The organism is Xanthomonas sp. NCPPB 2632 (assembly GCF_041228075.2).
In the GTDB taxonomy this organism is placed as follows: Bacteria; Pseudomonadota; Gammaproteobacteria; order Xanthomonadales; family Rhodanobacteraceae; genus Luteibacter.
In genome coordinates, this window is sequence record NZ_CM192979.1 from 1,952,686 (window position 1) to 1,973,359 (window position 20,674).

14 protein-coding genes and 1 riboswitch are annotated in these 20,674 nt (G+C 67.1%); of the genes, 11 read left to right on the forward strand and 3 right to left on the reverse strand.

Features of this window, described 5'->3' with window-relative positions; genetic code table 11:
- Positions 1 to 41 precede the first annotated feature (41 nt).
- From grpE to AB8808_RS08900, 5 genes are all read left to right on the forward strand, one after another.
- A complete protein-coding gene (gene grpE / locus AB8808_RS08880; RefSeq protein WP_369928595.1) occupies positions 42 to 578 on the forward strand; it encodes a nucleotide exchange factor GrpE in 537 nt (178 codons plus the stop codon).
- Between the two features lie 90 nt (positions 579 to 668).
- Positions 669 to 2,597, forward strand: coding sequence for a molecular chaperone DnaK (dnaK, locus tag AB8808_RS08885; RefSeq protein ID WP_369928597.1), 1,929 nt, complete (start codon positions 669 to 671; stop codon positions 2,595 to 2,597).
- A 167-nt stretch (positions 2,598 to 2,764) separates the two neighbouring features.
- Entirely contained in the window at positions 2,765 to 3,898 is a 1,134-nt protein-coding gene (gene dnaJ / locus AB8808_RS08890; RefSeq protein WP_369928599.1) for a molecular chaperone DnaJ, read from the forward strand.
- Between the two features lie 53 nt (positions 3,899 to 3,951).
- Positions 3,952 to 4,746, forward strand: a complete 795-nt coding sequence (gene dapB / locus AB8808_RS08895) for a 4-hydroxy-tetrahydrodipicolinate reductase (protein ID WP_369928601.1) — start codon at positions 3,952 to 3,954, stop codon at positions 4,744 to 4,746.
- A gap of 95 nt (positions 4,747 to 4,841) precedes the next feature.
- Positions 4,842 to 5,035: riboswitch (yybP-ykoY riboswitch) on the forward strand.
- Between the two features lie 19 nt (positions 5,036 to 5,054).
- Positions 5,055 to 6,062, forward strand: coding sequence for a sodium:calcium antiporter (locus tag AB8808_RS08900; RefSeq protein ID WP_036142073.1), 1,008 nt, complete (start codon positions 5,055 to 5,057; stop codon positions 6,060 to 6,062).
- On the opposite strand, the gene AB8808_RS08905 is transcribed toward AB8808_RS08900, so the two are convergent.
- Positions 6,059 to 6,742, reverse strand: a complete 684-nt coding sequence (locus tag AB8808_RS08905; protein WP_036142070.1) for a 2OG-Fe(II) oxygenase family protein — start codon at positions 6,740 to 6,742, stop codon at positions 6,059 to 6,061. The genes AB8808_RS08900 and AB8808_RS08905 overlap by 4 nt on opposite strands.
- Before the next feature lie 216 nt (positions 6,743 to 6,958).
- On the opposite strand from AB8808_RS08905, the gene carA reads away from it, so the two are divergent.
- Genes carA through greA form a run of 3 tightly spaced genes read left to right on the forward strand, consistent with a single transcriptional unit; the run spans position 6,959 to position 11,863 of the window.
- On the forward strand, positions 6,959 to 8,098 hold the full coding sequence (gene carA, locus AB8808_RS08910; protein ID WP_369928604.1) for a glutamine-hydrolyzing carbamoyl-phosphate synthase small subunit: 1,140 nt from the start codon (positions 6,959 to 6,961) through the stop codon (positions 8,096 to 8,098).
- Between the two features lie 58 nt (positions 8,099 to 8,156).
- Complete coding sequence (gene carB, locus AB8808_RS08915; protein WP_369928606.1) at positions 8,157 to 11,384, forward strand: carbamoyl-phosphate synthase large subunit; 3,228 nt, start codon at positions 8,157 to 8,159, stop codon at positions 11,382 to 11,384.
- Positions 11,381 to 11,863, forward strand: coding sequence for a transcription elongation factor GreA (gene greA, locus AB8808_RS08920; RefSeq protein ID WP_036142061.1), 483 nt, complete (start codon positions 11,381 to 11,383; stop codon positions 11,861 to 11,863). Before carB ends, greA begins: the two co-directional genes overlap by 4 nt.
- 165 nt (positions 11,864 to 12,028) lie before the next feature.
- On the opposite strand, the gene AB8808_RS08925 is transcribed toward greA, so the two are convergent.
- Both AB8808_RS08925 and AB8808_RS08930 read right to left on the reverse strand, forming a co-directional pair.
- A complete protein-coding gene (locus tag AB8808_RS08925) occupies positions 12,029 to 14,386 on the reverse strand; it encodes a PepSY domain-containing protein (RefSeq protein WP_369928609.1) in 2,358 nt (785 codons plus the stop codon).
- Between the two features lie 3 nt (positions 14,387 to 14,389).
- Positions 14,390 to 16,495 (reverse strand): TonB-dependent receptor, encoded by a 2,106-nt coding sequence (locus AB8808_RS08930; protein WP_369928611.1) that lies wholly within the window; start codon positions 16,493 to 16,495, stop codon positions 14,390 to 14,392.
- 180 nt (positions 16,496 to 16,675) lie between these two features.
- On the opposite strand from AB8808_RS08930, the gene AB8808_RS08935 reads away from it, so the two are divergent.
- The 3 genes from AB8808_RS08935 (at position 16,676) to AB8808_RS08945 (ending at position 20,588) form a co-directional block, all read left to right on the forward strand.
- Positions 16,676 to 18,286, forward strand: a complete 1,611-nt coding sequence (locus AB8808_RS08935) for an OFA family MFS transporter (RefSeq protein ID WP_369928613.1) — start codon at positions 16,676 to 16,678, stop codon at positions 18,284 to 18,286.
- 138 nt (positions 18,287 to 18,424) lie between these two features.
- Positions 18,425 to 18,739, forward strand: a complete 315-nt coding sequence (locus AB8808_RS08940) for a hypothetical protein (RefSeq protein WP_369928615.1) — start codon at positions 18,425 to 18,427, stop codon at positions 18,737 to 18,739.
- 4 nt (positions 18,740 to 18,743) lie between these two features.
- Positions 18,744 to 20,588, forward strand: coding sequence for a GGDEF domain-containing protein (locus AB8808_RS08945; RefSeq protein ID WP_369928617.1), 1,845 nt, complete (start codon positions 18,744 to 18,746; stop codon positions 20,586 to 20,588).
- Positions 20,589 to 20,674 lie beyond the last annotated feature (86 nt).

Genomic DNA, 20,674 nt, shown 5'->3' on the forward strand with positions numbered 1-20,674 from the left:
CGCTTTGCGGCGGGGCCGGTGAGCTGACATTTGGAGTAAACATGCAGAACAACGATCCCCACGCGCCCGATCCGGCGCAGGACGGCGGTGTCGCCGAGAACGGCGCACAGGCCGAGCTCGATGCGCTGAACGCCCAGCTTTCCGCGATGGAAGTCGAGCTGGCGCAGGCCCGCGAGACGGTCCTGCGCGAAAAGGCGGAGATCGAGAACCAGCGCCGGCGCATGCAGCGCGACCTCGACCAGGCGCGCCGCTTCGCCAACGAGAAGCTGCTGGGCGACCTGCTGCCGGTGTACGACGGCATCTCGCTCGGCCTGGCCAACCAGTCGGCCGATGCGAAGACGCTGCGCGAGGGGCTGGAGATGTCGCTCAAGCAGCTGGAAAAGGTGACCCAGGCCAACGGCCTGTCGGTGGTCGATCCGCTGCACCAGCCGTTCAACCCGGAGCACCACCAGGCGATCAGCTCGGTCGAGTCGAACGAGCATGCGCCCAACACGGTGGTGGCCGTCGTGCAGAAGGGGTTCGTGCTGAACGATCGCCTGCTGCGCCCGGCGCTGGTCGCCGTGGTTCGCGATAACTGATACCGAAGATATTGAATCGATGGGGGTTACCCCCATTTTCCACACCAGTCGCGGCCGCGGGGGCCGCTTAGATATAACGGAGCAACTTCAATGGCCAAGATCATCGGCATCGACCTCGGTACGACCAACTCCTGCGTTGCAGTGATGGAAGGGTCGACCGCGCGTGTCATCGAGAACGCCGAGGGCGATCGCACCACGCCGTCCATCGTCGCCTTCACCAAGGACAACGAAGTCCTGGTGGGTGCGCCGGCCAAGCGTCAGAGCGTCACCAACCCCAAGAACACCTTCTACGCGGTGAAGCGCCTCATCGGCCGCAAGTTCACCGACGCGGAAGTGCAGAAGGACCTCAAGCTGGTGCCTTACGGCATCGTGGCGCACGACAACGGCGACGCCTGGGTGCAGACCGCCGACGGCAAGAAGATGGCCCCGCAGGAAGTATCCGCGAAGGTCCTCATGAAGATGAAGAAGACCGCCGAGGACTTCCTGGGCGAGGCCGTCACCGAGGCCGTCATCACCGTGCCGGCCTACTTCAACGACAGCCAGCGCCAGGCCACGAAGGACGCGGGCAAGATCGCCGGCCTCGACGTCAAGCGCATCATCAACGAGCCGACCGCGGCCGCACTGGCCTATGGCCTGGACAAGACGTCCACGGTCGACCGCAAGATCGCCGTGTACGACCTGGGCGGCGGCACGTTCGACGTGTCCATCATCGAGATCGCCAACGTCGACGGCGAGAAGCAGTTCGAAGTGCTCTCCACCAACGGCAACACGTTCCTGGGTGGCGAAGACTTCGACAACCGCGTCATCGACTACCTCGTGGAAGAGTTCAAGAAGGAGCAGGGCATCGACCTGCGCCAGGACCAGCTCGCCCTGCAGCGCCTGAAGGACGCCGCCGAGCGCGCCAAGATCGAGCTCTCGTCCGCGCACCAGACCGACGTCAACCTGCCGTACGTCACGGCCGACGCCTCGGGCCCGAAGCATCTCAACATCAAGCTGACCCGCGCCAAGCTCGAGTCGCTGGTGGAAGACCTGGTCAAGGGCACGATCGAGCCCTGCCGCACCGCGCTCAACGATGCCGGCCTGCGCGTCTCCGACATCAACGAAGTGATCCTCGTCGGCGGCCAGACCCGCATGCCCAAGGTCCAGGAAGCCGTGAAGGACTTCTTCGGCAAGGAAGCGCGCAAGGACGTCAACCCGGATGAGGCCGTCGCCGTGGGCGCCGCCATCCAGGGCGGCGTGCTGGGCGGTACCGTCAAGGACGTGCTGCTGCTCGACGTCACCCCGCTGTCGCTCGGTATCGAGACCATGGGCGGCGTGATGACCAAGCTGATCGAGAAGAACACCACGGTGCCGACCAAGGCCTCGCAGACCTTCTCCACCGCCGAGGACAACCAGAACGCCGTGACCGTGCACGTGCTGCAGGGCGAGCGCGAGCGGGCCAACGCGAACAAGTCGCTGGGCAAGTTCGATCTTTCCGGCATCCGCTCGGCGCCGCGCGGCACGCCGCAGATCGAGGTCACCTTCGATATCGACGCGAACGGCATCCTGCACGTGTCCGCCAAGGACAAGGACACCGGCAAGGAACAGAAGATCGAGATCAAGGCCGGCTCGGGCCTTTCCGACGAGGAAGTGGCACGCATGGTCGCCGACGCGGAAGCCAACCGCGAAGAAGACCGCAAGTTCCACGACCTGGTGCAGGTGCGCAACAAGGGCGACCAGCTCGTCCACGCCACGCGCAGCCAGCTGAAGGAGCACGGCGGCAAGATTCCGGCCGAGCAGCTGGCCAGCATCGACGGCGCGGTCTCCGAGCTGGAGAAGGCGCTGTCGGGCGAGGACAAGGACGTCATCGAGTCGAAGATCGCCAACCTCGAGCAGGTCGCGCAGGCCCTGGCCGCCGCGGCGCAGTCGTCGGGTGGCACGCAGGACACCGCGCAGCAGTCCGCGCCGGGCGGCGGTTCGGCCCAGCCGGACGACGTGGTGGACGCCGAGTTCACCGAGGTCAAGGACGAAAAGAAGTAATCGTTCGTGAAGCCTGTCGCGTAAAGAGTGAGTAGAATCGCGCGGTCCCGACGGGGCCGCGCGACTTTATTTGTGGCACGGCGACATTCGAAGGTTTGCGAACCTAACGCTTCACAGGCGGCTATGCCGCCGACTTACACGCCGCGAAGCGGCTGACTGACAATCCTATGAGCAAGCGCGACTACTACGAAATCCTCGGTGTCGAACGCACCGTCACTGACGGCGAACTCAAGACGACCTTTCGTCGCGTCGCGATGAAGTACCACCCCGACCGCAATCCGGACGACCCGGCGGCGATCGACAAATTCAAGGAAGCCAAGGAAGCCTACGACGTGCTGTCGGATGCGCAGAAGCGCGCCGCGTACGATCAGTACGGCCATGCCGCCTTCGAGGGCGGTGGCTTCGGTCGTGGCGGCGGAGGCGGTGGCGGCTTCGGCGACGTCGGCGATATCTTCGGTGACATCTTCGGCGACATCTTCGGTGGTGGCGGTGGCCGCCAGCGCGCGCGCCGCGGTGCCGACCTACGCTACATGATGGATCTGGACCTCGAGGAAGCCGTGTTCGGCGTCGAGAAGAAGATCGAGATCCCCACCCAGGTCAATTGCCACCACTGCAACGGCACCGGCTCGGAAGACGGCAAGGTATCCAAGTGCGGTACCTGCGCCGGCCATGGCCGCGTGCGCATGCAGAACGGCATCTTCTCCATCCAGCAGGCCTGCCCGACCTGCCACGGTACCGGCCAGAAGATCGACAAGCCCTGCAAGAAGTGCCACGGCGAAGGGCGGCTGGAAGAACTGCGCGCGCTTTCCGTGCAGATTCCGGCGGGCGTCGACAACGGCGACCGCATCCGCCTGACCGGCCAGGGCGAAGCCGGGCCCGCCGGTTCGCCGGCCGGCGACCTGTACGTGGAAGTACGGGTGCGCGAGCACGCCATCTTCCAGCGCGACGGCAGCGACCTTTACTGCGAGGTGCCGATCCGCTTCGCGCAGGCCGCGCTGGGCACCGAGCTGATGGTGCCGACGCTGGAAGGCGAGATCGCAGTCAGCGTGCCACCGGAGACCCAGACGGGGCACCAGTTCCGCATGCGCGGCCGCGGCGTGAAATCGGTTCGTGGCGGACGCACGGGCGACCTGGTCTGCACCGTGGTGGTGGAGACGCCGGTGCGCCTGACCAAGGAACAGCGCGAACTGCTCACGCAGCTCGAAGCCACGTTCGTCGGCGAGGAAGCGGCCAAGCACACGCCGCGTTCCACCACCTTCATCGATGGCGTCAAGGATTTCTGGTCGAAGGTCACCTCGTAAGCCGGACGGCCATCCACTAGCATGGCCGTCCGTTTATCCCAAGGTGCCGTGCCATGACCCGACCTGTCCGTCTCGCCATCAGCGGCGCCTCCGGCCGCATGGGCTCCGCCTTGCTCGGCCTGGTACGCGAGGACGCGCGTTTCGACGCGGTCAGGGCGGTGGTGTCGTCGGCTTCGCCGCGCCTGGGCAAGGCCGCCTACGGCGACGTCTCCGCCCTGCGTTTCAGCGACTGGACCGACGCCGCCGATATCGACGTGGTGGTCGACTTCAGTGGCCCGGAAGGCCTGGCCGCCGCGCTGGACTATTGCGAGGCGAGCGGCGCCTCGCTGGTCACCGGCAGTACCGGCCTCGGGCCGGCCCTCAGCGAGCGACTGGTCCGTGCCATGGAGCGCATCGCCGTGCTGCATGCGGCCAACTTCAGCCTGGGCGTGGCGGTGCTGACGCGCCTGCTGCGCGAGGCCGCGGCGGCCTTGCCCGGGTGGGACCTGGACATCGTCGAGGCGCACCACAACCGCAAGGAAGACGCACCGTCCGGTACGGCGCTGGCGCTCGGTCATGCCGCGGCCGCCGGTCGCGGCGCCACGCTGGACGAATTGGCCGTCTATACGCGCGAGGGGCGCCCGGGTGCGCGTCGCGCCGGCACGATCGGGTTCGCGGTGGTGCGTGGCGGCGACATCGTGGGCGAGCACCAGGCGCTGCTGATGGGGCACGGCGAGCGTATCGAGCTCGCGCACCGGGCGACGGATCGGTCGATCTTCGCGCGTGGGGCGCTGGAAGCGGCGGCGTGGATGGCGGGGCGGGCGCCGGGTGGGTGGACGATCGAGGATGTGATCGGGACGCGGGTTTGATGGGGGAGGGGTGAGGCGATCTGGTTTTTTCGCCCACATCGTGGGCTCCTACGGCGGTGGGGTTGGGGGTGGCTGCGGGGCGTGGTAGGATTCGGCCCGAAGTCATTGGGGAGTAGCCATCTCCGTACCCAGGAGAGTTCGCGTCAACACACTTGGTGGCCTCGGCCCCATGGCGCGAACGGCAGCAGCGTAGGAGAGTACGCTGCACGCCCGGCGAGACCTTTGGCCAGCGACATGCTTACCCGGGCCGGGCGAGCGGTGTCGTTGAGCCATCGGTATTTTCTCGCTCGCTCGGCCTTAGATTATCCATGCTGCTGACATGCTTCCTGTTCCTGGTTTCCGCCGGGGCCATCTATTTCGCGTGCGAATACTTCGTCAACGGCGTCGAATGGTTCGGGCGCAAGCTCAACCTCGGCGCCACCGCCACCGGCACCGTGCTTGCCGCCTTCGGCACGGCACTTCCGGAAAGCGCGGTCACCTTCGTCGCCGTGATGTTCGGCAAGACCCCCGAAGCGAAGGATATCGGCGTGGGCGCGGCCCTCGGCGGCCCCCTGGTCCTGGCCACCATCGCCTATGCCGTCGTCGGCTTCGCGCTGTATGCGGGTCGCAAGCGGCTGAACCGGCCGGACCTGCGGGTACGCGTCGACAACCAGCGCCTGGCGCGCGACCAGTCCTGGTTCCTTGCCATCTTCATCGTCAAGGTGGGCCTGGGTCTCGTGGCCTTCGCCTGGAAGCCCTGGCTGGGCGTGCTGTTCCTGCTGGCCTATGTGGCCTACGTGTGGCGCGAGATGCGCGACGACACCACGGCACCGGAAGAGGAAGCGCTGGAACCGCTGACCTTCCGCCCGCGCGACGCCAATCCGTCGATGGGCTGGGTAGCGTTGCAGACGGGCCTGGCCCTGCTCGTCATCGCCATCGCCTCGCGTACCTTCGTCTGGCAGCTGGAGGCCTTTGGTGACTTCTTCCAGCTATCGCCGCATATCGTGGCGCTGGTGCTCAGCCCGGTGGCCACCGAACTGCCCGAGACCGTCAACGCGCTGATCTGGGTGCGCCAGGGCAAGGAGCGGCTGGCCCTGGCCAACATCTCCGGCGCCATGATGATCCAGGCGACCATTCCCAGTTCGCTGGCGTTGTTCGCCACGCCGTGGCTGTTCGATACGCCGCTGATCGTGGCTGGTGCGATCACCATGGTCGCGGTGGTGGCGCTGTGGGCGATGTTCCGGCGCGGGTCCGTGGAGGCGCGCTGGCTGATGCCGATCGGCGCGCTCTACGGCGTGTTCGCCATCTTCGTCGGCTGGTGGTTCGGGGTGCGCTAGTCCGGGTGCGAGGCGTTGCGATCCCGGTCCGCGCCCATCTTGCGGTCCAGCTTGCCGAAGATCTTCTTGAACACCCGCGAGAACTTGCCACGCTTGGTCTTGCGGGCCTTCTCTTCCTCCGAGGTGAGCCAGGCCACCTGGATCACCCGGCGCTCGCCCTCGTAGGGCAGGTGGCCGTGGAAGGAATTCTCCGCGCGGCGGAAGACCGCGAACTCGCCGTAGAGCGGCTTCAGCTCGGGCGCCACGATGTCGTCGATGTCGTTGATCGAGCGCAGGAAGCGCAGGCAGCCGTCGCTGGTGTCGGGCCACATCGGATTCAGGTAGATCAGCGCGGTGGCGATCTTGGACTTGCTGTCGGTGTGGATGGTGCCGTGCCGGCGGTTGAGCAGGCGGCATAGCGTGACCAGCGTGGGGTAGGTCTCCAGCCCGGGAATGCCCAGGTGGCGGCCGATGGCGGCCGAGAAGGCGCGCGAGGTCATCTGTTCGACCAGTTCGTTCACCGACGGGCCGCAATCGCTGGCGTCGTACGGGAAGAACCCCGCGCTGGTGTATTGCGGGAAATCACGCTCCAGTTCCGACCGGCACTCGTCCGGCAGCTGGCCGTGGGCGATCATGAACGAAAAGGGCTCGTGCCGGATGTCGGTGTCCGGACGTTCCAGGCGGGCGGGATCGAGCAGCATGCGACGGTTCTCGGGTGGTCTGGCTCGCCGCCATTGTATCGCGTCGGACCGGCGTCCCAGCGATATTCCGCCGCACCCCCGTTCATGCATTCCGGGTGGACAAAAGCGGCCTTCACACCTATCATTCTTACCCGCCCAGCGATCCCTTATCCCCAAGGCCCACGAGCCGCTCAATGCAGGCTTGCGGGCTTTGCTGCACCCGAAGGCGGCCATCCCATGCGTACACCTGCTCTGCTTGCTCTCGAAGACGGCAGCATTTTTCACGGCCATGCGGTCGGTGCCCGCGGTGAGACGATTGGTGAGGTGGTGTTCAACACCGCCATGACCGGTTATCAGGAAATCCTGACCGACCCCTCGTACTCCCGCCAGATCGTCACGCTCACCTACCCGCACATCGGCAACACCGGCACCAACGAGGTGGACGTCGAGTCCGACCGCGTCCACGCCGCCGGCCTGATCGTGCGCGACGTGCCGCGCCTGGCCAGCAACTGGCGCAGTGTCGAGCCCCTGCCGCAGTATCTTGCGCGCCACGGCATCGTCGCCATCGCCGGTATCGACACACGTCGCCTCACCCGCATCCTTCGCGAGAAGGGCGCGCTGGGCGGCTGCATCGTCGCCGGCGACGCGATCGACGCCGATGCGGCGGTGGCCAAGGCACGCGGCTTCGAAGGCCTGAACGGCATGGACCTGGCCAAGGTGGTCAGCACCACCGCCACCTACCAGTGGTCCGAGGGCGTCTACGACCTCGACAAGCAGGCGTTCCACGACGTGCCCAAGACGTTCAAGGTCGTGGCCTACGACTTCGGCGTGAAGCAGAACATCCTGCGCCTGCTCGCCGGTCGCGGCGTCGAGATCACGGTGGTGCCGGCGCAGACGCCCGCGTCGGACGTGCTGGCGATGAATCCGGACGGCGTGTTCCTGGCCAACGGCCCGGGCGATCCGGCCGCCTGCGACTACGCGATCGAGGCGACCCGGCAGATCCTCGACACGAAGATCCCGCTGTTCGGCATCTGCCTGGGCCATCAGATCCTGGCCCTGGCGGTGGGCGCGAAGACGCTGAAGATGAAGTTCGGTCATCACGGCGCCAACCACCCGGTGAAGGACCACGACACCGGCCGCGTGCTGATCAGCTCGCAGAACCACGGCTTCGCGGTGGACCCGGCCACGTTGCCGGCCAACGTGCGGATCACGCACACCTCGCTGTTCGACGGGTCGCTGCAGGGCTTCGCCCTGACCGACCGGCCGGCCTTCTGCTTCCAGGGTCATCCGGAAGCCAGCCCGGGCCCCGAAGACGTCGGCTACCTGTTCGACACGTTCATCGCCTCGATGGAAGAGCACCGGGCCAAGCGCGCGTAACCACGCGCCGCGCTGTCCCCGATCCCCTCATCCATCCGCTTCGTTTGCGAGAGATACCATGCCCAAGCGCACAGACATCAAGACCATCCTCGTCATCGGTGCCGGCCCGATCGTCATCGGCCAGGCCTGCGAGTTCGACTACTCCGGTGCCCAGGCCTGCAAGGCGCTGAAGGAGGAGGGCTACCGCGTCGTCCTGGTCAACTCCAACCCCGCCACGATCATGACCGACCCCGATACGGCCCACGCGGTCTACATCGAGCCGATCAACTGGCAGACGGTGGAGCGCATCATCGCCAAGGAGCGCCCCGACGCCATCCTGCCGACGATGGGCGGCCAGACCGGCCTCAACTGCGCCCTCGACCTCGCCGACCACGGCGTGCTCGAGAAATACAACGTCGAGCTGATCGGCGCGTCGCGCGAAGCCATCCGCATGGCGGAAGACCGCAACCTGTTCCGCATCGCCATGGCCGAGATCGGCCTGGAATGCCCGAAGGCCGAAGTGGCCCGCTCGATGGAGCAGGCGCTGGAAATCCAGCAGACCGTGGGCTTCCCGACCATCATCCGGCCCAGCTTCACGCTCGGCGGTTCGGGTGGCGGCATCGCGTACAACAAGGAAGAATTCGTCGAGATCATCGGCCGCGGCCTCGAGCTCTCGCCCGTGCACGAGGTGCTGGTCGAGGAATCGGTGCTGGGCTGGAAGGAATTCGAGATGGAAGTGGTCCGCGACAAGGCGGACAACTGCATCATCGTGTGCTCGATCGAGAACTTCGACCCGATGGGCGTGCACACCGGCGATTCGATCACCGTCGCGCCGGCGCAGACGCTCACGGACAAGGAATACCAGCGCCTGCGCAACGCCTCCATCGCGGTGCTGCGCAAGATCGGTGTGGACACCGGCGGCTCCAACGTGCAGTTCGGCATCAACGCCGAGGACGGCCGCGTGGTCGTCATCGAGATGAACCCACGGGTGTCGCGTTCCTCGGCGCTGGCCTCCAAGGCCACCGGCTTCCCGATCGCCAAGGTAGCCGCCAAGCTGGCCGTCGGCTACACGCTGGACGAACTCAAGAACGACATCACCGGCGGTCTCACCCCGGCCTCGTTCGAGCCGTCCATCGACTACGTGGTCACCAAGATCCCGCGCTTCGCCTTCGAGAAGTTCCCGGCCGCGGATGCGCGCCTGACCACCCAGATGAAGTCGGTGGGCGAGGTGATGGCGATGGGCCGCACCTTTACCGAATCGATGCAGAAGGCCCTGCGTGGCCTGGAGATCGGCAAGACCGGCCTCAACCCGACCGGCCTGGACATCGGCAGCGAGGAAGGCTTCCTGACGCTCAAGCGCGAGCTGCGCGAGCCGCGCCCGGACCGCGTGTTCCACGTCGCCGATGCCTTCCGCGCCGGCCTGTCACTGGAAGAAGTGCACGCGCTGACCCGCATCGACCCGTGGTTCCTTGCCGCGTTCGAAGACATCGTGATGACCGAGGGCGAGGTGCAGCGCCAGGGCCTGACCGCGCTGGACGAGCCGCGCATGCGCGAGCTCAAGCGCATGGGCTTCTCCGATGCGCGCCTGGCCGAGCTGGTCGACACCAACGAAGCCGCCGTGCGCCACGTGCGCCGTACGCTGGGCGTGCGCCCGGTGTACAAGCGCGTGGACTCCTGCGCCGCCGAGTTCGCCACCACCACCGCGTACATGTATTCCACGTACGAGGAAGAGTGCGAGGCCAACCCCACCGATCGCGAGAAGATCATCGTGCTCGGCGGCGGTCCCAACCGCATCGGCCAGGGCATCGAGTTCGATTACTGCTGCGTGCACGCGGCGCTGGCGCTGCGCGAGGACGGGTTCGAGACCATCATGGTCAACTGCAACCCGGAAACCGTCTCCACCGACTACGACACCTCCGACCGCCTGTACTTCGAGCCGCTGACGCTGGAAGACGTGCTGGAGATCGTCGATCTCGAAAAACCCAAGGGCGTGATCGTGCAGTACGGCGGGCAGACCCCGCTGAAGCTGGCGCGTGCGCTCGAAGCCGCCGGCGTACCGGTGATCGGTACCAATGCCGAATCGATCGACATCGCCGAGGACCGCGAGCGCTTCCAGAAGCTGATCGAGAAGCTCAAGCTCAAGCAGCCGCCGAACCGCACCGCGCGCAACGCCGACGAGGCGCTGGCCCTGGCCCGCGAGATCGGCTACCCGTTGGTCGTGCGCCCGAGCTACGTGCTCGGTGGCCGCGCCATGGAAATCGTCTACGCCGACGCCGACCTCTCGCGCTACATCCGTGAGGCCGTGCAGGTGTCGAACGAGTCGCCGGTGCTGCTCGACCGCTTCCTCGACCACGCCGTGGAAGTGGACGTGGACATCGTGGCCGACGTCGAAGGCAACGTGCTGATCGGCGGCATCATGGAGCACATCGAGGAGGCGGGCGTGCACTCGGGCGATTCCTCGTGCTCGCTGCCGCCGTACTCCCTCTCGCAGGAGGTGCAGGACGAGATGCGTCGCCAGGTCACCGAACTCGCACGCGAACTCAAGGTCATCGGCCTGATGAACACGCAGTTCGCGATCCAGGGCGACGAGGTGTTCATCCTCGAGGTGAACCCGCGCGCCTCGCGTACGGTACCCTTCGTCTGCAAGGCCACCGGCATGTCGCTGGCGAAGATCGCCGCGCGGGCCATGGCCGGCCGCTCGCTGGTCGACCAGGGCGCGACGAAGGAAATCATCCCGTCGTATTACTCGGTCAAGGAAGCGATCTTCCCTTTCCTGAAGTTCCAGAACGTCGATCCGATCCTCGGACCCGAGATGCGCTCCACGGGCGAGGTGATGGGCGTGGGCCGCACGTTCGGCGCCGCCTTCGCGCGTGGCCACGAAGCCGCGGGCATCCATGCGCCGCCGAAGGGCAAGGTGTTCATGTCGGTGCGCGATGCCGACAAGGATCGCCTGCTGCCGATCGCGCAGGATGTGACGGCCCGCGGCTATGTCGTGGTCGCCACCACCGGCACGGCTGCGTTCCTGGAAAGCCACGGTGTGAAGTGCGAGCGCATCAACAAGGTGCTCGAAGGTCGCCCGCACATCGTCGACCTGATCAAGAACGGCGAAGTGGTCTACATCGTCAACACGACGGAAGGCAAGCAGGCTATTTCGGATTCGTTCTCCATCCGTCGCGAGGCGCTGCAGCAGCGCGTCACGTACTCCACCACCGTGGCCGGCGCGCGTGCCCTCGTGCATTCGCTGGATTTCCACGCCAATGGTGAAGTGAACAGCCTGCAGGACCTGCACAAGGAGCTGAACGCATGAGCGCCACCCGTCCTCCCATGACCGCCATCGGTGCCGACCGTCTTCGTGACGAGCTGGATTACCTCAAGCGCGTGAAGCGTCCCGAGATCGTGGCGGCCGTGGCGGAAGCCCGTGCGCATGGCGACCTGAAGGAAAATGCCGAATACCACGCGGCGCGCGAGATGCACGGCTTCAACGAAGGCCGCATCAACGAGCTGGAAGCGGCGCTGTCGAACTCGGAAGTGATCGACACCGAGCGCCTGACCGTCGGCAAGCGCATCGTGTTCGGCGCCATCGTCGAGTTGATCGACCTGGACAACGACGCGGAAGTGACCTACCAGATCGTTGGCGATATCGAAGCCGACATCAAGAAGGGACTCATCGCCGTGTCGTCGCCGATCGCTCGTGCCCTCATCGGCAAGAACGAAGGCGACGAGTTCGACTTCGTCGCCCCCAATGGCACCAAGACCTACGAGATCAAGGGCGTCCGCTACCGGTAGGAGCCCACGATGTGGGCGATGGTGGGTGTGGGGGCGCACGTTTGTTGCGCATGTCGCATTGCCCATCGCGCACATCGTGCGCTCCTACACGGGGTTCGTTTACACGGGTTTCGTTGCGTCGTAGGAGCGCACGATGTGCGCGATAGGGGACGGCCGCGCAGCGGCTCAATAAACATCCCGCCGATACCGTCCCTGCGCCAGCAGGTCATCCACGGCCTCCCCACCCAGGATGCCGCGCAGCGCCGCATCCACGCCTGATGCCATGCCGACGACGGAGCCGCACACGTAGAGGGTCGCGCCGCGCGCCATCCATGCGATGAGCTCGTCGCTGGCGGCCAGCAGCTTGTGCTGGACATACACGCGTTCGGCCTGGTCGCGCGAGAAGGCTAGGTCGACCCGGGCCAGGTGCCCCTCCGCCTTCCATGACTCCAATTCGTCCGCGAACAGATGATCGTGCCGGCGCGTACGTTCGCCGTAGATCAGCCAGTGACCGTGCGAGCCGTCCGCCCTGGCTTCCCGCAACAGGCTGCGCAGGCCGGCGATGCCCGTGCCGTTGCCGATCAGGATCATCGGCGTGGCGGGCGCGTGGCGGTGGAAGTTGTCGTTGTGGCGCACGCGGGCCTTGATGGGCAGGCCGGGTGGGGCGTGTACGCACAGCCACCCGGAGCCGAGGCCGTGGCCGCCTTCCGGCGCCGTGGTCAGGCGGACGACAAGCTCGACGGCGCCATCGGCGGAAATCGACGCGATGGAATAGTCGCGGATCGGTGGTGGCTCATGGGCTGGCGGATGAACCTCCAGGATATCGCCGGCCCGCCAGTGCGCACCGGCGGGCGGCAGGAGGCTCACCTTCCATACCTCGCCGGCGGCCGAGCCGGGATTGAGCCGTGTCCGCCCGCCGAGTACCCAGTCCTGCATGGCGGGCGTCTCCACCCGTGGCGCGCCGATGGGCTTGCCGGTCACGCTGGCAAGGTGGTGTTGCCAGGTAGCCAGGGCCTGCGGATCGGCACGGTCCACGTCCACCGTGGGGAACAGGGCGGTCGCGCCGATGTCATCGAGCCAGGTTTCCACGCGACGCGCAAAGCCGCAGAACTGCGCGTACTGCCGATCACCGAGCGCGAGCACCGCATAGGCCAGGTCGGGCAGGTGGTTGGCGCGGGTGAGCGTCTTGCGCTCGAACGCACGCGCCGCGTCAGGCGCCTCACCTTCGCCGAAGGTACTGAGCACGAACAGGGCCTGGCGCGCCTCCGCGAGCATGCCGCTGTCCACGCGCGCCACCGAATGCACCTGCACCGGCAGGCCCGCCGCCTGCAGTTGACCGGCGGTGCGCCAGGCCAGCTGTTCGGCGAAGCCGCTCTGGCTGGCGAAGGCGATCAGCCACGGACGTCCATCGTGCAGGTCGGGGTGGGCGACAGGTTCGAGTTGCAGGCGCGACGCACGCGCTTCCCGTTTTTTCCGCCGGCGGTCGAGGTAAAGCATCCAGCCGGTCACGAAGAACAGCGACATGCCGCCCGCCGAGACCATGACGATCACGCGGCCGGGCAGCCCGAAGTAGCTGCCCGAGTGCAGCGCGAAGAGGCTGGCCAGCACCTTGCGGCCCGCGGGCATGTCCGCGTACGTCTCGTGCGAGAGCACGGCGCCCGTGGCCGGGTCCAGTTCCAGGCTGTCGTAGGCGCGGTCGTGTGGACCGTCGCCCACCTGTACGCGTGCACTCGCCGACTGGCCCGGCTTCCCCGGCAGGCGCAGGTCGAGGTAGCCGCCGTCGAGCCCGGGTACGGCCTGTGCCAGGCCGGCCTGCAGGCGTGCGAGGTCGAGGGTGCCGAAGCGCTGCTTCGGTGCGCCTGCCGCTCGCTCGGCGGTGCCGCCCAGCAAGGCGGTCACGGCGGTGCGGTACCAGCCGTACGACCACCACAGGCCGGTCAGGGCGATCATGAGATAGACCACCATCACCCAGGTGCCGACGACCGAATGCAGGCTCCACAGGAAGCTGCGTCCGTCGCGACGCCACGCTATGGCGAACCAGGTGCGCAGGCTGCGCCAGCGCCGTGGCCAGCGCAGGTAAAGTCCGGACAGGCAGAAGAACACCAGCGTGATCGCGCATGCGCCGGTGACCGCGCGGCCGGTGTCGCCCGCAGCCAGTCGCCGGTGCAGGTTCTCCACGAATTCGAAGAACGGCTCGCCCTTCAGTTCCGCCAGCCGCTGTCCGGTGTACGGATCGAAGTAGCGCCAGTGCGTCCGGCCACCTTCGTAACGGGCGACGGAGGGGCGTATGCCCGTGGCGTCCACGCGCACGCGTTGCAACGCTCGTGTCTCGCCTTCACCGACGCGCGCCACGATCTCGGTGAGGGGCAGCGCGTGCTCGCCGGCTTCGTGCCGTTGGACGACCTGCCCGAGCGACGGATTCATGCTCCGCAGGATCTCGTCCTGGAAGGCCAGCGTCGCACCGGTGACGCCCATGATCGCGAGCACACTGCCGGCGGTGATGCCCAGGAACCAGTGGAGCTGGAAGAGCACGTTTTTCAACATCGGTCAGAAATCCAGGCTGTAACCGACGGTGAGGGTGCGGCCCCGTCCCGCGAAGTAGCGGGCTGGTTCGACCAGGGCGCTCTGGGAGTAATAGGTGATGTACTGCCGGTCGAACAGGTTGGCCACGCCGAGGTTCAGGCGGCCGCGGGGCAGGGCGTAGTCCACGCCCAGGTCGAACAGTGCGTAGCCGCTGAAGTTCCTGGCGGCGTCATCGAAGCGGCGGTCGAACGCGTACTGGCCCTGGACGAAGCTGGACAGCCTGGGCGTCCACTGGGCCGACCAGGTGGCGATGACCCGGTTGGGTGCGATGTTGAGACCGTCCAGTCGTGCATCCAGGCGTCCGTCGCCGTCGCTGTCGTACCGGCCACGCGTCCAGGCGTACGACACGCCCAGACGATGCGTGTCGTCGACGCGATAGCGCAACGCGGCGTCGAGGCCCTCGATGGCGGTCTTCTCGCGCGCCATCTGGAAGGCGCCGTCCACGGCGATCACGCGCGTGCCGTAGGCCGAGCGTGACTGGAACACGCTGATCTCGGCTTCCCAGTCGGGCGTGCGCAGGCGCGCACCGAGCTCGGTGTTGCGGGTGAGCACCGGTTGCAGCGCGCGCAGGTCGGCCACCGAGGTGCCGACGGTGTTGATCGAGCGCAGCACGCGGCCCACATCGGGCATGCCGAAGCCCTCGGCGTAGCTGGTATACACGTTGAACGTGTCGGTCGGCGCGTACACCAGGCCCGCGTTGAAGAGGTTCTGCTTGAACGACAGCGTGCCACCCTGCACGTTCACGCGGTTGTAGCGGTAGAGGGTCCGGTAGCTGTCGATGCGCAGCCGCGAATCCTCATGGCGCCACCCGCCCTGCAGGGTGAGTACCGGAAGCAGCTTGACGTCGGCCTGGACGAATCCCGCCAGGCTGCGGAACGAGGACTCCGGCACATAGGTGCGGCCGGTGCCGTACAGGTCCTGCTTGCCGCTGTCCCACAGCGTGTCGATGCCGGCGGTCAGCTTCAGGTGGTCGTCGAACAGGTCGTCCCGACCCAGGCTGGTCTTCGATCCCCATTTCGACGCCACGGAGCGCGACTGGTCGTAAAGCGTGCCGACCGGCGCGATGCGTGGGTCCTGGAACGTGGATGAGTTGTCGGCGCCGAACAGGCCCTCGAAGGCCTGGTGGAAGACCATGGCCTTCAGTTCCATGCCGGCCAGGTCGTGGTGCGTGTAGCTGAGACCGGTCGTCCAGACATCGTTCCACGGCGGCGTGCCCGGCGGTGCGCCGCGCGCGGACGTCGTGGGAAGGCCGGCGTCGCGATCGCCCGGCACCGTGACGTACTCGGCCTTTGACGTGATGCGGTAGCGGTTGGAACTCAATTGCAGTTCCTGGTTGTCGTCGATCCAGTAACCGAGCTTCGCGTGCAGGTCGTAGGCGCGCGTGGCCATGAGGTCGCCCTGCGTCACGTCGGTGCCGATGGCCTTGCCGTTGCCGTCGCGCCACAGGCCCTGGTCCTCATACCCTGCGCCCAGCAGGTAATCCCAGCGACCGCGGTTGCCGCTGATGCGGTAATCCGCGCGGTAACCGGCCGTTTCGCCGTTGGCGCCGCTTGTGGGCACGGTGGTCTGCACGCCCAGGTGCTGGTTCACGGCGCCGGGTTCCGGACGGCGTGTGACCAGGTTGATCGTGCCGCCCGTGGCACCCAGACCGTTCATGGCGTTCGCGCCCTGGATCACCTCGATGCGCTCCACCATCGCGTAGTCGATGGTGTGTGCTTCGCGACCCGTGGGACGCAGCGGGTTGGACTGCGGAATGCCGTCGACGAGGATCAGCGGCGTGCGCCCTCGCAGGGTCTCGCCACTGCCGTTCATCTTGCCCCGGCTCGGGGTATATGAAGGAATCAGGTTCGACAGCACATCGGAGGAGTTGCTGCTGAGTCGCCGCTGTTGCTCGATGGCTTCGCGGCCGATCACCACGACCGTCTGCGGTGCCGTATGCGCGTCCTGGTCGGTGCGCGAGGCGGTGACCACCACCTTGTCGAGCGTCTGCGGCGGGTGGGAATCGTCGGCCCAGGCGAGCGACGGGAAAAGAAGCGGGGCAGCAGCGAGCAGCCGGGAAGGAAGGGGCACCAGAGGTCCTCACGAGAGGGGAGGGCGTGGCGATCTGGCTGGCCCGGATGAATCGCAGATTATTGCGACCGCACATCGCTACGTCAACGCGCGCCTTACGACCAACGTAGGGTGGCATTGGCCGTCAACCTGCCTAAGATGCGATCCGGGGCACGACCATTTACAGGCAGGGGGTATCGCATGGCGGCAGGCTTGCTGGCACGGGAACGCACGATCGCGGGTCCGGGGTTCAATCGCTGGCTGGTGCCGCCCGCGGCTTTGGCCATCCACCTGTGCATCGGCATGGCCTATGGTTTTTCCGTGTTCTGGCTGCCAATGACGAAGCTGGTGCCGGGCGCCGATGCCGCGGTGTGCGCGAGCCAGGGTTTCCTCGACCAGCTGACCACCACCACCTGCAACTGGACCGTGCCGTCGGTCAACCACATCTTCGAGACCTTCATCGCCATGCTCGGTCTGGCGGCGGCGATCTGGGGCGGCTGGCTGGAACACGCCGGTCCGCGCAAGGCGGGCTTCATCGCCGCGTGCTGCTGGGGCGGTGGCCTGGTGCTGGGTGGCATCGGTGTCGCCATCCACCAGCTGTGGCTGGTGTACCTCGGCTGCGGCCTGCTGGGCGGCGTGGGGCAGGGGCTTGGCTACATCACCCCGGTATCCACGCTGATCAAGTGGTTCCCCGACCGCCGTGGACTGGCCACCGGCTTCGCCATCATGGGCTACGGCGGCGGCGCGATGATCGGCGCGCCGATCGCGGTGAAGCTGATGGAGGTGTTGAAGGTCGGCGACGTGGCCGGCGTGGCGAACACGCTTATCGCCATGGGGGTGCTGTATTTCGTGGTGATGAGCCTGGGAGCCTTCGGTTTCCGTGTCGCGCCCAGTGGCTGGAAACCCGCGGGTTATGCACCGGTGGTGGCGAAGGCGCCGATGATCAGCCACGGGCATGTCCATCTCGACCGCGCGTGGAAGACGCCGCAGTTCTGGCTGATCTGGGGCGTGCTGTGCATGAACGTCACCGCCGGCATCGGCGTCATCTCCATGGCCAGCCCCATGCTGCAGGACGTGTTCGGCGGACGTCTGCTCGGTGTCGATCCGGGTACGGCGCTCAGTGCGGTGCAGAAGGCTTCGCTGGCCGCCGCCGCGGCGGGGCTGGTCGGCCTCGTCAGCCTGTTCAATTCGCTGGGTCGCCTGGGGTGGGCATCGGCCTCCGATGTGCTTGGCCGCAAGACCACCTACTGCGTGTTCTTCATCCTCGGCATCGTTCTTTACTGCCTGCTGCCGACGCTCGGGCACAGGGGGCTGGCCGCGCTGTTCGTGCTGACCGTGTGCGTGATCCTGTCGATGTACGGCGGCGGGTTCGCCACGGTGCCGGCGTACCTGGCGGACATCTTCGGTACGCAGATGGTCGGCGCCATCCATGGGCGACTGCTGACGGCATGGTCGGTGGCGGGCGTCGCCGGTCCGGTGCTGATCGCCGGCATCCGCGAAGCCCAGCTGGGCGCGGGCGTCGCGAAGAACCTGGTGTACGACCGCACCCTGTACCTGCTGGCGGGCCTGCTGCTGGTGGGGCTGGTTTGCAACCTGCTGGTACGCCCGGTCGATCCCCGCCTGCACATGAGCGAGGCCGAGCTGCAACGCGAGCGGGCCTTGCAGCACGAGCTCCGGACCACCGACGCGAGCGCGACGGCCGCAGCGCGTGGCGCCTTTGGTATCACCGGCGTGCTCGCCTGGCTGGCGGTCGGCATCCCGTTCCTGATCGGCGTGTGGATCGCCTTGCAGAAAGCCGCTGCCTTGCTCTGAGGCAGGGCCGGGTGGCGATCACCCGGCCAGTTGGCCTACTTCAACCTGAAAGCCCTTACGGATATGATCCGCCCACGGCGCCTCGAGGGGAGGCACGACATCGGCCAGGGGTACGGCCTCTGCGCCCAAGGGACGAAGATGGGCACTGTAGTGGACTGGCTGGCGCGCGTCGGGGGCGACGCGTCGCTGAGGTACGCGTCGGCGGAGTCGCTGGCGAAGGCCATGGGGGACATCGATGTCGAAGACTCTGTTCGCGAGCCCCTGGCGGCACGCGACGCGGACGCCGTGCGCGCGGCGATGGGCGGGCAGGGCATCTGGTTTTCCAGCCAGATGCCGGTGCACCCCGATCACGAGAACGACCAGCCCCTCGATGACGAGGACGACGAGGATGGCGACGAGGGCGAAGGCAAGCCTCGCCGGTCCCCGCTGATCCGTCCCGACCCGTTGTCCTGACCTGATGGGCGCATTCGGCCAGCGCTGGATCGCGGCCCTGTTCGTGCTCGGCACGGCGATGAGCACGGCGTGCGCACCGGCTTCCGCGGCGGGTGCCGGTACCGATGCGACCGCCGCCGTCACCCGTCCGGGCGAGGCCCTGTCGCCGGGCGCCATCGACGACACGCTGCGCGAGGCCGACTCGCTGAAGATCACCGACTTCGCCCGCTATTCGCGGCTGGTCGATGACCTGACGCCGCTGGAGCCGCGGCTGGATACCGACCAGCGCGGCATGCTGCATTTCCTGCGCGGCTGGCGCGCGACCTGGCTGGGCGATTACGAAGCCGGCCGCGGCGAGCTGGAAAAGGTCATCGATCCGTCGGTGAACTCGGTGCTGCGCGTGCGGGCCCTCGCCACCCTGATCAACCTTCTCGGCGTCGGGCATCGCTACCAGGAGGCCTTCCAGCGGCTGGCCGAACTGCAGGAGCTGCTGCCTTCCGTGCGCGATCGTAAGGCGCGTTTCCAGGCACTGGGCGAAGCCTCGCAACTGCTCAGCACGGCGGGCCAGTTCGACCAGGCCGAGGCCTACGCCCGCGAGATGATGGCGCAGCCACCGCCGGGCGAAACGATCTGCAAGGGCGCCCAGCACCTGTTGCGGGCGCGGCGTGAAGCCAATCGGCTATCGTCGATCGAGCCGGTGTTCGAGCAGGCCATCGAGACCTGCATGGCCCGGCACGAGGACGTCTTCGCCGAAAGCATGCGCGCGGATATCGCCGCGTTCTATCTCGACCATGGCCGAGCCGCCGATGCCGTGGCGCTGCTGGTCGCGCATCGCGACAACCTGCGGGCGCTGGATTACCCGCAGTTGCTGAGCGAGTTCGATGCCCACCTGGCCCGTGCCTACCTCGCCCTGGGCGACCTGGCCAATGCGCGGCGTTTCGGTCTGCTGGCGGTTGCCGGCGCCATCCGCGACGAGTTCACCGATCCGCGGCGCACGGGTTACCTGGTGCTGTACCAGGTCGAGGAACGACTGGGGCACGCGCCACAGGCGCTGGCGTACCACGAGCAGTACATGGCGGCGGACAAGGCGTATCTGGACGACGTCGGCGCACGCAGCCTGGCCTTCCAGATCGTCGACCAGCAGTTGCTGGCACGCAAGGCGGACGTCGACGCACTGAACAAGCAGAACGAGATCCTTCGCCTGAGCGGCGCACTGGACCGCCAGCAGGTCGAGACCGGCCGCCTGTACATCTTCATCCTCGGGCTGGCCCTGGTCGCCATCGTCTGGCTGGTGCTGTGGCTGCGGCGTTCGCAGCTGCGCTTCATGAAGCTGGCGCGTCGCGACGGGCTCACCGGCATCTGCAACCGCGAGCACTTCGTCGAGCAGGCCGAGCGTGTGCTGGCTTATGGGGCGCGATCCGATCGCGGGCTGTGCCTGATCCTGTTCGACCTGGACCACTTCAAGAACGTCAACGACACCTTCGGCCACGCGGTGGGCGACGAGGTGCTCAAGCGCGCGGTGAACGTGTGCCGTCGCTCGTTGCACGCGTGCGACGTGTTCGGCCGGCTGGGCGGCGAGGAGTTCGCCGTGCTGCTGCCGGACTGCAGTCCCGCACAGGCCCGCGCCCGTGCCGAGCAGTTGCGCCTGTCCATCGCCGCCACCTCGGCCACGCCTTCGCACCCGGAACTGCAGGTCACCGCCAGCTTCGGTGTGGGCTCCACGCTGCAGTGCGGCTACGAACTGCACCGCCTGCTGGTGGTGGCCGACGCCGCGCTCTATCGTGCCAAGCGCGCCGGCCGCAACGGCGTCTTCATGGGTGACACCGGTGACATTCCGGATTCGCCGTACCTTACCGAGTCTGGGGCGTAGGTCGGATAGGGGGGCGTAAATCGCCCACATCGTGGGCTCCTACAGGGGTGCCGCGATTCCGGCAGATGCGTAGGAGCGCACGCACG

Bases quoted from the DNA above. Each gene is read 5' to 3' on its own strand.
- grpE (WP_369928595.1), top strand. From the start codon at position 42: ATGCAGAACAACGATCCCCACGCGCCCGATCCGGCGCAGGACGGCGGT.
- dnaK (WP_369928597.1), top strand. From the start codon at position 669: ATGGCCAAGATCATCGGCATCGACCTCGGTACGACCAACTCCTGCGTT.
- dnaJ (WP_369928599.1), top strand. From the start codon at position 2,765: ATGAGCAAGCGCGACTACTACGAAATCCTCGGTGTCGAACGCACCGTC.
- dapB (WP_369928601.1), top strand. From the start codon at position 3,952: ATGACCCGACCTGTCCGTCTCGCCATCAGCGGCGCCTCCGGCCGCATG.
- AB8808_RS08900 (WP_036142073.1), top strand. From the start codon at position 5,055: ATGCTGCTGACATGCTTCCTGTTCCTGGTTTCCGCCGGGGCCATCTAT.
- AB8808_RS08905 (WP_036142070.1), bottom strand. From the start codon at position 6,742: ATGCTGCTCGATCCCGCCCGCCTGGAACGTCCGGACACCGACATCCGG.
- carA (WP_369928604.1), top strand. From the start codon at position 6,959: ATGCGTACACCTGCTCTGCTTGCTCTCGAAGACGGCAGCATTTTTCAC.
- carB (WP_369928606.1), top strand. From the start codon at position 8,157: ATGCCCAAGCGCACAGACATCAAGACCATCCTCGTCATCGGTGCCGGC.
- greA (WP_036142061.1), top strand. From the start codon at position 11,381: ATGAGCGCCACCCGTCCTCCCATGACCGCCATCGGTGCCGACCGTCTT.
- AB8808_RS08925 (WP_369928609.1), bottom strand. From the start codon at position 14,386: ATGTTGAAAAACGTGCTCTTCCAGCTCCACTGGTTCCTGGGCATCACC.
- AB8808_RS08935 (WP_369928613.1), top strand. From the start codon at position 16,676: ATGGCGGCAGGCTTGCTGGCACGGGAACGCACGATCGCGGGTCCGGGG.
- AB8808_RS08940 (WP_369928615.1), top strand. From the start codon at position 18,425: ATGGGCACTGTAGTGGACTGGCTGGCGCGCGTCGGGGGCGACGCGTCG.
- AB8808_RS08945 (WP_369928617.1), top strand. From the start codon at position 18,744: ATGGGCGCATTCGGCCAGCGCTGGATCGCGGCCCTGTTCGTGCTCGGC.